The sequence below is a fragment of the Synechocystis sp. CACIAM 05 genome, from assembly GCF_010222815.1.
Lineage (GTDB): Bacteria > Cyanobacteriota > Cyanobacteriia > Cyanobacteriales > Microcystaceae > Synechocystis.
The window spans coordinates 2,601,792-2,615,175 of the sequence record NZ_CP019225.1 but is presented as its reverse complement, the minus strand read 5'-3'; the positions used below and the strand labels follow the sequence as shown (position 1 = coordinate 2,615,175).

At 48.6% G+C, this 13,384-nt stretch carries 14 protein-coding genes; 12 read left to right on the top strand and 2 right to left on the bottom strand.

Translation table 11 applies throughout. From position 1 onward, the window contains the following. Positions 1–161 precede the first annotated feature (161 nt). The 12 genes from pstS to pheS all read left to right on the top strand — a co-directional run bounded on the left by pstS (position 162) and on the right by pheS (position 12,184). Entirely contained in the window at positions 162–1,304 is a 1,143-nt protein-coding gene (gene pstS, locus BWK47_RS12385; RefSeq protein ID WP_162328866.1) for a phosphate ABC transporter substrate-binding protein PstS, read from the top strand. Between the two features lie 81 nt (positions 1,305–1,385). Continuing rightward, positions 1,386–2,339, top strand: coding sequence for a phosphate ABC transporter permease subunit PstC (gene pstC, locus BWK47_RS12380; protein WP_162328865.1), 954 nt, complete (start codon positions 1,386–1,388; stop codon positions 2,337–2,339). Positions 2,340–2,524: 185 nt separating this feature from the next. Further along, the gene (gene pstA / locus BWK47_RS12375) at positions 2,525–3,388 is read left to right on the top strand and encodes a phosphate ABC transporter permease PstA (RefSeq protein WP_162328864.1); all 864 of its coding nucleotides are present in this window, start codon (positions 2,525–2,527) and stop codon (positions 3,386–3,388) included. A gap of 25 nt (positions 3,389–3,413) precedes the next feature. Further along, positions 3,414–4,223 carry a phosphate ABC transporter ATP-binding protein PstB gene (gene pstB / locus BWK47_RS12370; protein ID WP_010873565.1) on the top strand — a complete coding sequence of 270 codons (810 nt, stop codon included), beginning with the start codon at positions 3,414–3,416 and terminating at the stop codon, positions 4,221–4,223. Between the two features lie 114 nt (positions 4,224–4,337). Further along, positions 4,338–5,138: a phosphate ABC transporter ATP-binding protein PstB gene (gene pstB / locus BWK47_RS12365; protein WP_010873564.1), complete on the top strand. Its 801-nt coding sequence runs from the start codon at positions 4,338–4,340 to the stop codon at positions 5,136–5,138. A gap of 74 nt (positions 5,139–5,212) precedes the next feature. Continuing rightward, positions 5,213–5,701 carry a TlpA family protein disulfide reductase gene (locus tag BWK47_RS12360; protein WP_162328863.1) on the top strand — a complete coding sequence of 163 codons (489 nt, stop codon included), beginning with the start codon at positions 5,213–5,215 and terminating at the stop codon, positions 5,699–5,701. 189 nt (positions 5,702–5,890) lie between these two features. Beyond that, positions 5,891–6,718 carry a cytochrome c biogenesis protein CcdA gene (locus tag BWK47_RS12355; RefSeq protein ID WP_010873562.1) on the top strand — a complete coding sequence of 276 codons (828 nt, stop codon included), beginning with the start codon at positions 5,891–5,893 and terminating at the stop codon, positions 6,716–6,718. Position 6,719: 1 nt separating this feature from the next. After that, positions 6,720–7,277 carry a sigma-70 family RNA polymerase sigma factor gene (locus BWK47_RS12350; protein ID WP_162328862.1) on the top strand — a complete coding sequence of 186 codons (558 nt, stop codon included), beginning with the start codon at positions 6,720–6,722 and terminating at the stop codon, positions 7,275–7,277. A 4-nt stretch (positions 7,278–7,281) separates the two neighbouring features. Continuing rightward, positions 7,282–8,085: an anti-sigma factor domain-containing protein gene (locus tag BWK47_RS12345; RefSeq protein WP_162328861.1), complete on the top strand. Its 804-nt coding sequence runs from the start codon at positions 7,282–7,284 to the stop codon at positions 8,083–8,085. Positions 8,086–8,427: 342 nt separating this feature from the next. Then, a complete protein-coding gene (locus tag BWK47_RS12340) occupies positions 8,428–9,813 on the top strand; it encodes a cation:proton antiporter (protein ID WP_162328860.1) in 1,386 nt (461 codons plus the stop codon). A gap of 570 nt (positions 9,814–10,383) precedes the next feature. Then, positions 10,384–10,986, top strand: a complete 603-nt coding sequence (locus BWK47_RS12335; protein WP_162328859.1) for a low-complexity tail membrane protein — start codon at positions 10,384–10,386, stop codon at positions 10,984–10,986. Positions 10,987–11,188: 202 nt separating this feature from the next. Then, positions 11,189–12,184: a phenylalanine--tRNA ligase subunit alpha gene (gene pheS / locus BWK47_RS12330; RefSeq protein ID WP_162328858.1), complete on the top strand. Its 996-nt coding sequence runs from the start codon at positions 11,189–11,191 to the stop codon at positions 12,182–12,184. Positions 12,185–12,209: 25 nt separating this feature from the next. On the opposite strand, the gene BWK47_RS12325 is transcribed toward pheS, so the two are convergent. Then, on the bottom strand, positions 12,210–12,539 hold the full coding sequence (locus BWK47_RS12325) for a hypothetical protein (protein ID WP_162328857.1): 330 nt from the start codon (positions 12,537–12,539) through the stop codon (positions 12,210–12,212). 46 nt (positions 12,540–12,585) lie between these two features. Continuing rightward, positions 12,586–13,320 (bottom strand): 4'-phosphopantetheinyl transferase family protein, encoded by a 735-nt coding sequence (locus tag BWK47_RS12320; RefSeq protein ID WP_162328856.1) that lies wholly within the window; start codon positions 13,318–13,320, stop codon positions 12,586–12,588. Between the last annotated feature and the right edge of the window lie 64 nt (positions 13,321–13,384).

Genomic DNA, 13,384 nt, shown 5'->3' with positions numbered 1-13,384 from the left:
ACTTTCCAAACACTTTCTCAAGGGGCAAGTATTGGGGATTCTCAGCAAGAAAATCCCAATTCCATAGACCTTAACCTTCCCTTTACCATGGTCTGGCTTAATGACTGTATCATTAGCAACTGTTTAGCCAGATTATACAAATCCGCGTCGAGAACACATCAATGACTACTTTCAAGCAGATTAAAAAGTTGTCCAAGCATTTAGTGCCCACAGCTTCTATCCTGGCACTAACTGTTGGTCTGGCAGCCTGTGGTGGCGGTGGTGGTGGTGGTGACACAGCCCAAACCGGTGGTGGCGATTCTACTGCCGCAGATGCCTTTGCCAGTAAAGTTTCCTTGACCGGTGCCGGTGCAACTTTTCCCGCTCCCCTTTACCAAGGCTGGTTTGTGGCCCTCAATCAAGCCGTACCCAATCTGGAAGTCAACTATCAATCCGTGGGTAGCGGTGCGGGGGTTGAGCAATTTATGGCCAAAACCGTGGATTTTGGTGCCAGTGACGTGGCCATGGACGATGAAGAGATTGCCAAGGTTAATGGTGAGGTAATGATGTTACCCATGACCGCTGGTAGCATTGTTATGGCCTACAACTTGCCTGGGGTGGAAGGATTGAAGTTATCCCAGGAAGCCTTGGCGGGCATTATGTTGGGCAATATTACCAACTGGAATGACCCCAAACTAGTGGCGGATAATCCCGATTTGACCTTGCCCGATCGCCCTATCACGGTGGTGCATCGTTCCGACGGTAGCGGCACAACGGGAGTATTCACCATGAACTTGGCCGCCATGAGTCCTGAATTCAAAGAGACCATCGGCGAAGGTAAAACCGTTGAGTGGCCCACCAGTAAAGGTAAATTCATCGGTGGTAAGGGTAACGAAGGTGTGACCGCTGCTCTTCAGCAAAATGAGGGGGCTATTGGTTATGTTGAGTATGGCTATGCCAGCAACAATAACTTGACCATGGCCAGCCTCCAGAACAAGGATGGACAGTTCGTTACCCCCACCGATGAAAATGCTTCGGCCACCCTGGCTGCAGTGGAACTGCCGGAAAACCTGCGGGAATTCATCACTAACCCCTCTGGGGCTGAGTCCTATCCCATCGTGACCTACACCTGGATGTTGGTTTACCCCACATACAGTGACCCAGAAAAAGCCAAGGGCATGGAAGCAATGGTGGAGTTTGGTTTGAATGAAGGTCAGACCATGGCCCCCACTTTGGGCTATGTACCTTTACCTCAAAATGTGCGGGAAAAAGTAGCCGCCGCCGCCGACAAACTTTCCCCGGATTACACAATTACCTTGAAATAGTTCAGTCGCAAATATCTGAGTGGGGAGGCGATCGCCATTGATCTTCCTTCCCATTTGCCTTTCCTAATTCCCCATCTTTCCATGACCACTGCGCCCTATTCCCGGACCAAGTCCCTGGCTTCCCGCTCCGATCTTGAAAAAAATTTGGAGAAGGGATTTAAGTATTTAACTTTAGCCTTTGCCGTCAGTATTGGGCTGATTTTGTTGGCGATCGCCATCCTAATTTTCCTCCAATCAGTGCCGGCGATTAAAACTTTCGGTCTCGGCTTTATCACTAATAATACTTGGAACCCTGTTACCAGCCAGTATGGGATCCTGGCCATTATGGTGGGCACGTTGGTCAACTCTGGCTTGGCTTTACTGCTGGCTATTCCCCTGGGCATCGGTACGGCGTTGTTTTTAAGTGAGGATTTCATTCCCGCTAAGATCCGCACTGTACTCACCTTTATGGTGGAGTTGCTGGCGGCTATTCCCAGTGTGGTCTATGGATTATGGGGCATTTTCGTCATTATTCCCCTAATCAGACCGATGGGGATGTGGTTAAACGAATATTTTGGTTGGATTCCCCTCTTTAGCACCCCGCCCGCTGGCCCCGGTATGTTACCCGCCAGTATTGTTTTGGCCATTATGATTTTGCCCATCATTACGGCGATCGCCAGGGATTCTTTGGCTTCCTTACCGCCGGAATTACGGCAAGCTTCCTTGGGACTGGGGGCTACCCGGTGGGAAACCATTTTTCGGGTGTTGATTCCCGCCGCTTTCTCCGGCATTGTCGGGGGGATTATGCTGGCATTAGGAAGGGCCATGGGGGAAACGATGGCCGTGACCATGATCATTGGTAACTCTAACCGTCTGAGTTGGTCTTTATTGAATCCTGCCAACACCATTGCTTCCCTACTAGCTAACCAGTTTGCTGAAGCTTCGGGGATGCAGGTTTCGGCGTTGATGTATGCCGGTTTTGTGCTGATTGTTCTTACTTTCATTGTCAATATTTTGGCAGAACTGATTGTGAACAAAGTCAAAGCTAAATATTAGTTTTTGCTGCAATTATTTTTACTTAGGGGCTGTTTGAGTTGTTTCCCTGACTTGCCAATTACGGGCGAAATTTAAATCAAAGCTCTGGATTGAGCCAGTCAGTTTAAAAGACGAATCTCGAACTCTCAAACTCTTCCCAAACCTATATTTTTGCTTATTCTCCTAGGCCCTGGCCCCCCAAACCCATGACCGCCGTTAACCTCCAAAAGAAGAAATCTGACCTGAGAGCTATCTTTGGTTACTCCATGACTGCCGTGTCGGTGGCCTGTCTATTGGCTACCGTTATTCCCCTGTTTGCGGTGCTGATTTTTGTTGCCATTCAGGGTTTCCGCAGCCTTAACCTCAACCTTTTTCTCAAACTACCTCCGGCTCCTGGTTTGGCCGGTGGTGGGGTAGGTAACGCCATTATTGGGACTTTCATTGTGGTGGCGATCGCCACGGTGATTGCAGTGCCCATTGGGGTTTTGAGTGCGGTGTACCTTTCCGAATTCAGCGGCGATAACCAAGTGGCCCGGGCGGTGCGTTTTGCCACTAACCTGTTGAGCGGTATTCCTTCCATCATTGCGGGGGTATTTGCCTACGGTGCTTTGGTTTCTTCAGGACTATTTGGTTTTTCGGCCATTGCGGGGGGGGTTGCCCTAGCGGTGTTGATGTTGCCCACCATTATCCGCACCACCGATGAAGCTTTACAGATTGTGCCCCAGGATATTCGCTGGGCTGCCCTGGGGGTAGGGGCTTACAAATACCAAACTGTTTTATTTGTGGTTTTGCCCGCTGCCCTTTCTTCCATCATTACCGGGGTCACATTGGCGATCGCCAGGGCTGCTGGAGAAACGGCTCCCCTAATTTTCACTGCTTTGTACTCCAACTTCTGGCCCCGGGGGCTGAAGGAACCCATCGCCACCCTGGCTGTGTTGGTTTATAACTTTGCGTCGGTGCCCTACAAATCCCAACAGGAATTGGCCTGGGCGGCTTCGTTATTGCTGGTGTTTCTAGTGCTAATTACCAACATCACCGCCCGCTTCTTTACCCGGAAGAAGGCTTATTAGATACTAATTGAATGAGGAATCCCCCATGAACGAATCCCCGGCGCAACCATTAACTGAAACCATCCCCGTCTTTACTACCCAGAACCTAGATATTTATTACGGTAGTCACCGGGCAGTGCGGGACGTTTCCCTGACTATTCCTAAAAATAAAATCACTGCCTTCATTGGCCCCTCCGGTTGCGGAAAAAGTACCATTTTGCGTTGCTTTAACCGTTTGAATGACCTGATTGAAAGTTTCCGACTAGAGGGCAAGGTTCTTTACCATAGCCAAGACCTCTACTCGCCTAATATCGATGTCACTGCGGTGCGGAAATATATTGGCATGGTTTTCCAAAAGCCTAATCCTTTCCCAAAAACCATTTTCGATAACGTGGTGTACGGTGCCAGGGTCAATGGCTACAAAGGCAATTTGGAAGAGTTGGCGGAAGATTCCCTCCGACGGGCCGCCCTCTGGGACGAAGTGAAAGATAAATTAAAAGCCAGTGGTTTTTCCCTTTCCGGTGGTCAGCAACAACGACTTTGCATCGCCCGGGCGATCGCCATGCAACCGGAAGTATTGTTAATGGATGAACCCTGCTCAGCGCTAGACCCCATTTCTACCCTGAAAGTGGAAGAGTTGATGAATGAGTTGAAGGAAAACTACACCATCATCATCGTTACCCACAATATGCAACAGGCCACCAGGGTGGCGGATTACACTGCTTTTTATAACGCAGAAGCCACGGACAAAGGCAATAAAGTGGGCTATCTGGTGGAATTTGACCGAACTGGCAAGGTGTTTGGTGACCCCCAGGAACAGGAAACCAAGGACTATGTCAGTGGGCGCTTTGGTTAAATGGTTCTCTCTGTTTTACTCTGTCGAACCTGGGAAGTCCCTCGGCCTAGAACAACCCAAGCTTTTCCGTTATTAGTAACCAATTATTTTTAAATTTTCAAGAGGATATTAGTTATGGTAGTTTCCAACGGCGTGGCCACGAAGGGGGTGTTAGAAGCCCAGGGCGTTAACGTTTATTACGGTTCCCACCTTGCAGTCAAAGATTGCAATATTTCCATTCCCGAAAGACGGGTGGTGGCTTTTATTGGTCCCTCCGGTTGTGGTAAGAGCACCCTGCTCCGTTGCTTCAATCGCATGAATGATTTGGTTTCCATCGCCAGGGTGGAGGGACGCATTACCTACCACGGTTCGGATATTTATGCCCCCAGCGTTGATCCGGTGGGTTTACGCTGTTCCATTGGCATGGTATTTCAGAAAGCCAATCCTTTTCCCAAGTCAATTTACGAAAACATTGCCTGGGGAGCTAAGCTAAACAATTTCCAAGGGGATATGGACGAATTGGTGGAAACTTCCCTGCGTCGGGCCGCCCTCTGGGACGAAGTGAAAGATAAATTGAAAGCCAGTGGCTTTTCCCTCTCCGGTGGTCAGCAACAACGGCTCTGCATTGCCCGGGCGATCGCCGTTCAGCCGGAAGTAATTTTGATGGATGAACCTTGTTCGGCCCTCGACCCCATTTCTACCTTGAAGATTGAAGGGTTAATGCATGAGCTCAAAGAGCAATTCACCATTGTGATTGTGACCCACAACATGCAACAGGCGTCCCGGGTGTCGGACTACACCGCATTTTTCAATGTGGAATCGGTAGACAGAGGAGCCAAAGTCGGTAGTTTGGTGGAGTATGGTCCCACGGAAGAAATTTTCCAAAATCCGCTCAAGGAATCGACTCGGGATTATGTCAGTGGTCGTTTCGGTTAATTAAATAAATCCAATAAATCCAAAAGCTGGGTCAGAGGTGTATAGAAAGTGAACCTTCCATTGAGGCACTTTCTGTGAAAACTACCCGCTCCTTTTTAACATCTACTTTGGCGATCGCCTTCCTTGGTGGTGCCCTCGGCGTGGCTTCGGTGAGTTTTTCCTCTCCCCAAGTCAGCGTTGCCCAAATGATGCAGACCCAGGCCCCAAAAGCCCTGTCCCCTTCCCTCCAAGGCAAGCCCGTGGTGGTGGATATCTATGCCACTTGGTGCCCCGGCTGTCAGACCATTGCTCCCACCCTTAGTCAGTTGAAGAAGCAGTACCAGGGCAAAGTGAACTTTGTGGTGCTGGATGTTTCAGACAAAAACACAACCAAAGCGGCGGAAGCCAAAGCCAAGCAATTGGGGTTAACGACCTTCTTTGAAGCCAATAAAACCCAAACCGCCACCGTTGCCATCATTGATCCCGCCACAGGGATGGTCATCCAGCAATTTCGTAAAAATGCCAATGCTGGGGACTACGCCAAGGTAATTGATGGGGAAATTTCCAGAATGGCGAAAAAATAGTTGACTCTAGGGGCTGTGATCTCTAAACTGCCCCGTTTCTTTTTCCATAATTTTGTCCATTTTCCGACCCGGGGCCACTTAAGCTCTAGCAATCTTGGAGGTTTTATCAAAATATTTCCTCCCCACCGGGGCGAAGGCGGTTTGGCCAGCCTCTGCTTCGCTCCTCGTTGACCAAATTCTGAAATCGCCATGTTAAATCGTGCCCGTCGTTCCTTTTCCTCCATGGCCCCCTGGGCATTTTGCCTAATTTTATTTTTGGGAGCCCTGTCCTTAGTGGTGCTCACTAGTCAATGGGCCTCCCTGACAGCGGGCTTGGATCATTTCATTGCCGCGGTTGAAAATCATTACCAGCAATGGTTTGACCAGCAAAACACCGGCAATCCTCTGGTATTGCTACCTCTGGCTTTTCTGGGGGGACTGCTTGCTAGTTTTTCCCCCTGTATCCTCGCCCTATTGCCGGTGAATCTGAGCTACATTGGCACTCTGCAAGTTACTTCCCGCCGCCAAGCCCTGGGCAAAGCTAGCCTATTTGTCTTAGGTACGGTAATTGTGCTCAGCTTATTTGGCTTGGTCTCCGCCTTTGCCACCGCCGTCATTGTGGACTTTAAGGGCTACGTTCATGTGGCGATCGGTACCATCATTCTGGTCATGGGATTGAGTTTTGCCGGACTAGTTCATTTACCCCTACCCAAAACCCAAATTAATTTGCCTGTGGCAGGGCCCCTGGGGGTGGGTATGACCTTTGCTTTGGTGAGTTCTCCCTGTGCCAGTCCGGTATTATTTGCCGTGTTAGCTGCGGCTTCCACCACAGGTTCCCAGAGCTTAAGTGTGATGGCGATGGTTTTCTATGCTTTGGGTTACACCGCCGTTATTTTCTTCGCTAGCCTGTTCACTGGTCTGATCAAACAGAGCCGGGTTTTACTAAAAAACTCCCATTGGGTTACGGGACTTGGTAGTGGCTTGTTGATGTTAGCAGGGGGATATTATCTGCTGACAGGACTGGGTTGGTTTTTCTAGTATGCAAGTCGTGGTGCAGGATGACGGAGAAATTATGGCGGCGGTGCAACGGGGAGATTCCTTTGCCCTAGGAGTTCTCTATAACCGCTACGGTGCGGTGGTTTATCGTTTAGCCCTACGCATATTGCAGCGCTCCCAGGATGCGGAGGATTTAACCCAGGAAATTTTCCTTAGCCTGGAGACCACCACTCCCTACAACTCCCAACGGGGAAATTTACTCAATTTTTTGCTTACCCTCACCCGTTCCCGGGCCTTGAACCGAATTCGCCAGGGTCAGAGCCGAGGGCGACTGTTAAAAGCCTGTCAACACAACCACTTAACGAATGTTCCCAATTTACCTATGGAAAACGCTGCTTTGTCCGAGTTGTCCCAACGGGTAGCATCGGCCTTGGAGACTTTGCCCCCTAACCAAAGGCAGGTGTTGGAGCTGGCTTACTATGAAGGGCTGAGTCAGTCGGAAATTACCCAAAAATTAGCCATTCCCCTTGGTACGGTTAAAACCCGTTCCCGTCAGGGGTTATTAAAGCTGAAAAATTTATTACAGGATCTTGTGGAGTAAACCGATGGAATCCCTAAACCCGATCGCCTTGCAGGAATTGTTGGCAGGCTATGTGCTAGAAGATTTAACTCCGGCGGAGCAGGCCCAGGTGGAGGATTTATTAAGCCAGAATCCGGCTTTAGTGCAGGAAGTTGAGCAACTGCGGGCTACTCTCAACCTTTTGCCCTTGGGACTATCCTCGGCCGATGTGCCCCCGCCCCTATTGCTTTCCCAATCTCCGGTTAATCGATTTTCTCCATCCGTAATTAAATCGACTCCCAAGTTTACCTGGGGAAAACTAGCTTTGGGCGGTGTACTGGCCACGGCGATCGCCGGTTTAAGCTGGCAAAATTATCGATTACAGGAACAATTAGCCACCATTGAGCAAACTAATCAGACATTACAACAGGTGCTTGATTCCCAAGGGGATCAACAGCAAACTGAACAATTATCGGCCTATCGCCAGGTGGTCAACCTGCTCCAGGAACCCAACAAAAACTTTTTAACCCTGCGGGCCACCCAGGCTAAATCCCAAGCAACGGGCAGTTTAATTGTGGGCGCAGAAAGCACTTCTGCACTACTAGTGCTAAGGGATGTACCCTCGATTAAGGACGGTAAGGTTTACCAACTTTGGGCTGTGATTGATGGGAAAAAAGTGCCCTGTCGTTCTTTTCTGCCCAATGCCCAAGGGGAAGTTTTACTAGAGATTCCTTTTGAAAAATGGTTGTCTGCCTCGGAAGTTATGGTCACAGAGGAAAAAGAAGTTTCTGCCCGTCAACCCCGGGGAGAAATGGTGATCCAAGGCCAACAGATGCCTTTCCAATCTTGAGGTAGGGACGTTTGACACAATTAAAATCATCTATCTAGCAGCCTTTGATCAGTCTTTTTAGTTCTAAACTTAAGTCAATTAAAGATAGGATCATCCCGCTCAATCGGCCCACTAAAATCCCTACTCAAACAAGGGGGAAATTTAACTGCCACACCTCAATTTTTCAAATAAATTTCAAAAACCAGAATTATAGTTAATAACAACTTCTATTGACCTTTGCCCCTGGTCTACAGTGAAAGTATCTATCTCAGTGAATGGTTTGGATTGTATTTTCAGAGTCCTACGCCACTAAAAATTGGGGAGCTTTTGCCTTATCCTGCTTAGAGATGACATCCAATGTAAATGTTTATGAACCCATTGCTCCCTCCCCTGTGGCCAATGATCGCCACTGCCGTAGAAACAGAAACGGAAATAGCCCCATTGGTATTGGCTGGGGTGCTCCTCAGTCTGGTGGTGATCTATTTTGCTAGTAAGTTGGGCGGGGAAGTTTGTCTCCGACTCAATCTGCCGCCAGTGCTAGGAGAATTGGTGGGGGGCGTGTTGGTGGGGGTTTCGGCCCTGAAACTATTATTATTTCCCGAAGGAGGTCTGGCCCCCGAAGATTCCCTAGTTATTCAACTGCTGATGGGGTCGGCGGATTTATCCCCGGAAGCGGCCCAGTCCGTTTTTAGCGCCCAGAGTGAAGTGATTTCCGTCATTTCCGAGTTGGGGGTAATTATTCTCCTATTTGAAATTGGTTTGGAGTCTAACCTCAAGGAACTGATTCGGGTGGGTCCCCAAGCGGCGATCGTGGCGGTGGTGGGGGTAGTAACTCCTTTTAGTTTGGGCACCATCGGTTTGATGACCATTTTTGGCGTGGCGGCCATTCCAGCAATTTTTGCGGGGGCGGCCCTGACGGCCACCAGTATTGGCATCACTGCGAAGGTGTTGGCCGAGATCAACCGCCTTAGTTCCAATGAAGGGCAGATCATTATTGGTGCAGCAGTATTGGACGATATCCTCGGCATTATTGTGCTGGCGGTGGTGGGTAGCTTGGTAAAAACTGGGGAAATCCAAATCAGCAACATCATCTATTTGATCGTTAGTGCCACCGGTTTTGTGGTGGGTTCAATTTTAATTGGTCGCCTGCTCAGCCCCTTCTATGTCAGCCTAGTCAACCGCATGAAAACCAGGGGTCAGTTGCTGTTGGTATCCATTTGTGTGGCGTTTATCCTTTCCTACATTGCCCAAATTGTGCAGTTAGAGGCGATTTTGGGTTCCTTTGCGGCGGGGTTAATCCTGGCGGAAACGGAAAAGCGGGAAGATTTAGAAGAACAAATTTTGCCTCTGGCAGACTTTTTTGTGCCGGTATTTTTTGTCTGTGTGGGGGCCAAGACCGATGTCAGTGTGCTGAACCCCGCCGTACCTGCTAACCGAGAAGGTTTGATTATTGCCGCCTTTTTAATCCTGGTGGCGATCGTGGGTAAGGTGGTTACTGGTTTTACCCTGTTTGGTAAGTCGGAATTGAACAAATTGGCGATCGGGGTAGGCATGATTCCCCGGGGAGAAGTGGGTCTAGTTTTTGCTGGGGTAGGGGCCGCTAGTGGAGCGTTGGATCCTGCCACCGATGCCGCCATCATCGTAATGGTCATTGTTACTACCTTTGTGGCTCCCCCTTGGTTGCGGGCTGTGTTTGAAGGGGCCAAAAAGGGGGAAGCTCCGGAAAAACCAGTTCCCACCCCAGATTAGTTAATCGCAATCCAGATTTAGATTTATCCTAAATTTATTTTTTGTCCCCGAGGCTTCCCTGATAAGCTTTTCGGGGATTTTTATTTTGGGTAGGAACCCTTGCTAGAATTGTGACTGATAGGTATGGCTAGACTAAGTTTAAATTCTTAAGGATTTTCGGCGATCGCCGTATGAAGTAATGCAATCACTTTGGTAGTCATCTTACTTAGTAGCATTGGGAAATCTCCGTGTTAAGCGGAATCTTTGATCAAAATCAAGAATCGGTGCCATACTACTGAGATTTAAATTTTATCAGAATAAAATTAAAGGATCTTTAAGTTAGTCTTTACGATTCAACTGTCAAATTGATAAGTTTTGACAATCTTAAATAACAATTGCTTTATGGTCGACGCTAGGTTCTAGCCGACCTGGAAAAATTGCAGGATAATCACCGTAGCCCCATCGGTTTAATCAGTATTTCTAAATAATCTTGGAAAAATAATCTAACTCAAAAGCTCTGGGCCAGGGCAATTTGGTATTATTAGACACAGTGCGGTAAAACTACCAGATCAGCAATTAGGCATTAAAATCATGGGCGCATCTTTTCGGGCAGAACCATTTCTCTGGATTCATTTGGCGGGGATTGTGGTGGTGCCGTTGGCCCTGTTAACCATGATGTTGGGTTTAGCGCTGGGGACCCCCTTTTCTGTTTATGGCATAGAACTGATTTTCTTAATTGCAGTGGGTTGGTTGCCAGTGATAGTGATGCAATGGTTTAAACCCTTTGAGATTTTTAGTTTACTGATCATTGCCCTGCGCCCGGATAGTTTGGGGGAAGACCAACTGCGAATTTTAAGTTTGTTTAAACGGAGCCAACAACGATGGATTACTTTGTTTGGGGGAATAATTAGTCTGGGTCTATTGTGGCTGGTGTATTACTACGCTCCGATCGCCTATCCTTGGGTGACGGATTTGCCCCAGATTCGTTTGGCAGGCGTTGGGCTAGCGGCGATCGCCTATTTAATGGCCAATTTATTTTTGCAGGTGCCCCTGAGTGTGTTGGGGGTGTTATCCACAAGCCAGTCCAAGTTTACTGAGACGATTCCCCTAAAGCCAAATCAGATCAAACAACAGTTCACCATTCCCGGCATTAAGTTGCGGCAGATTCCCCTGGTGCCAAGGATTAGCTCTTGATGACAAAGGATTTCCGCTCTCTGCTGGGGTAGAATCGGTAACGGGCAATTTTTCCTGGGTTGAGCCGATGTTGGCCTTGACCATGGCCGAGGAAAGACCAATTATCCCCTGTTGATCAACCTGACCAGCGCTAATCAGTATTTGATCCATTCCCATAAACAAGGCCTTTGCTAGGGCAGAATTACAAGAGACACATTTTTCCATGACTATTTCTTTGGAAGCCGATTTAAAATCCCTGCAACAGTCTGCCCAGGCGGCGATCAGCGGTTGTGACGACCTCGATGGATTGGATAAATTGCGGGTGCAATACCTAGGGAAAAAAGGGGAATTGTCCCTGATCCTTAAAGGTATGGGTAAACTTTCTGCGGAGGAAAGGCCTAAGTTTGGGGCGATCGCCAATGAGGTAAAAGAGGCACTCCAGAATGATTTGGAATCCCGCAAAGCCAATCTACAAAATGCGGCGATCGAAGCTCAGCTAGCGGCGGAAACTTTGGATGTAACCATGGCGGGAAGTTACCGTCCCCAGGGCCGTCGCCATCCCCTCAACAGCACCGTTGACCGGGTATTGGATATTTTTGTCGGTTTGGGCTACACCGTCGCTACGGGGCCCCAGGTGGAAACGGATTATTACAACTTTGAAGCGTTAAATATTCCCGCTGACCACCCCGCTCGGGATATGCAGGATACCTTCTTTTTAAAAGATGGTCGTCTGCTCCGTACCCACACTTCCCCGGTGCAAATTCGTTACATGGAGAAGCATGATCCCCCTATACGCATTGTCGCCCCTGGGCGGGTTTATCGGCGGGATACGGTGGATGCCACCCACTCTGCTGTATTTCACCAAGTAGAATTATTGGCAATCGACAAAGGTTTAGCTTTCACCCATTTGAAAGGCACCATTCAGGCTTTTATCAAACAAATGTTTGGGGAAGCGTTGCCGATTCGTTTTCGGGCTAGTTATTTTCCTTTTACCGAACCCTCAGCGGAAGTGGATGTGCAATGGCAGGGTAAATGGCTGGAGGTGATGGGCTGTGGCATGGTGGACCCCAACGTAATGGAAGCGGTGGGTTATGACCCGGAAGTTTACACTGGCTTTGCCGCAGGATTTGGGGTGGAGCGATTTGCCATGGTGTTGCATCAAATTGACGATATTCGTCGGCTTTATAACAGCGATTTACGTTTTCTGCGCCAGTTTTAAAGTTTTAAATCCGCTCACTCAACCCTTAACGCGGGGGAAGATTGAGAGATGGTGATGTTGGTCTAGGCGCAGATTCCACACAGGAGTTGGTATCTTTGAGCACTATTCTCAGCAGTAGGGCCTGGATCACCAACAGGCCACAGGCAGCCCCTATTAGTAAGTACCAGTACTGCCAAGCCAGTTTTCGCAAGGTTTGGGCCACTGCGTCAGCGATGATTCTTTCCAAATGATCACTGGTCAATTCTTTATGGACAATTTTTTCTAGCTGGCCATAGAATTTGTCACTGGTTTGGCGCACCGTTTCATTAACCTGATGGTTAATGGCCGCTTCTACTTTTTGCAGGGGATTTTCCATGGTTTTACAGGATTAAGGCCGCCAGCCCAAGGTAACGAAACTAGAGCTAGGGATCAAGGTGGCGGGGCCACTGGAATGGCTGAATATTGGGTAAGCAATTAGATTCAGCTTGGTTGACCTGGTTAGTGCGCCAGGCGATCGCCGTCCAATAATGATCCTTGCTTTCTTGGTCCACCAACAAAGGCTGGCTAGATAATCGCCACTGGTTCGTTTCATAGTTACTTGGCAAGCATTGATATTGATCCAAACTTGACGCTGGGATAACTTGGTCTAAACCACCGCTAATGCCCTGCCCCGTAGCTTTTAAAAATGCCTCCTTCGCTGTCCAAAGTTGATAAAACAGTTTAGTTCTTTCTTCTTCGCCTAAACTCTCCAATTGCCAGACTTCCTGGAGAGCAAAAAAACGCCTAGCTAATTTTAAGCAATGGGATTTAGGGAGCATAATTTGTAAATCAACCCCAACTTCCCCTTCTGTACTGACACCAATGAGGCCATAATCGCCGCTATGGGCCACGTTAAACCATGGCGATCGCCGTTCTCTGTTGACCAACTCCGGCTTACCTTGGGGGCCATAGGTGAACTGTAATTGGTGGGGTAAACAGTCAAGCTGACGGGCTAGGAGTATGCGTAAAGCCAAACGCATGGTCAAAAATCTTTGCTGATCCTGGGGCGGTTGGTAGCGTTGACTGCGGGCTATTTCTTCAGAACTTAATAAAGCCTGATAACCCGGAATTAAGGGGCGATCGGTGGGACAAAGCCAAATCTGGGGTTGGGGGGACACAGATCAGTTTAAACAGTATTTTGAACAATAAAAGAGTTTCGCTATTCTGCCACCTGCCCAAGTC

Excerpts from the sequence above, each read along its gene's own strand:
- pheS (WP_162328858.1), top strand. The coding sequence starts at position 11,189 with ATGACTATTTCTTTGGAAGCCGATTTAAAATCCCTGCAACAGTCTGCC.
- pstS (WP_162328866.1), top strand. The coding sequence starts at position 162 with ATGACTACTTTCAAGCAGATTAAAAAGTTGTCCAAGCATTTAGTGCCC.
- pstB (WP_010873565.1), top strand. The coding sequence starts at position 3,414 with ATGAACGAATCCCCGGCGCAACCATTAACTGAAACCATCCCCGTCTTT.
- BWK47_RS12345 (WP_162328861.1), top strand. The coding sequence starts at position 7,282 with ATGGAATCCCTAAACCCGATCGCCTTGCAGGAATTGTTGGCAGGCTAT.
- pstC (WP_162328865.1), top strand. The coding sequence starts at position 1,386 with ATGACCACTGCGCCCTATTCCCGGACCAAGTCCCTGGCTTCCCGCTCC.
- BWK47_RS12350 (WP_162328862.1), top strand. The coding sequence starts at position 6,720 with ATGCAAGTCGTGGTGCAGGATGACGGAGAAATTATGGCGGCGGTGCAA.
- BWK47_RS12340 (WP_162328860.1), top strand. The coding sequence starts at position 8,428 with ATGTTTATGAACCCATTGCTCCCTCCCCTGTGGCCAATGATCGCCACT.
- pstA (WP_162328864.1), top strand. The coding sequence starts at position 2,525 with ATGACCGCCGTTAACCTCCAAAAGAAGAAATCTGACCTGAGAGCTATC.
- BWK47_RS12335 (WP_162328859.1), top strand. The coding sequence starts at position 10,384 with ATGGGCGCATCTTTTCGGGCAGAACCATTTCTCTGGATTCATTTGGCG.
- BWK47_RS12325 (WP_162328857.1), bottom strand. The coding sequence starts at position 12,539 with ATGGAAAATCCCCTGCAAAAAGTAGAAGCGGCCATTAACCATCAGGTT.
- BWK47_RS12355 (WP_010873562.1), top strand. The coding sequence starts at position 5,891 with ATGTTAAATCGTGCCCGTCGTTCCTTTTCCTCCATGGCCCCCTGGGCA.
- pstB (WP_010873564.1), top strand. The coding sequence starts at position 4,338 with ATGGTAGTTTCCAACGGCGTGGCCACGAAGGGGGTGTTAGAAGCCCAG.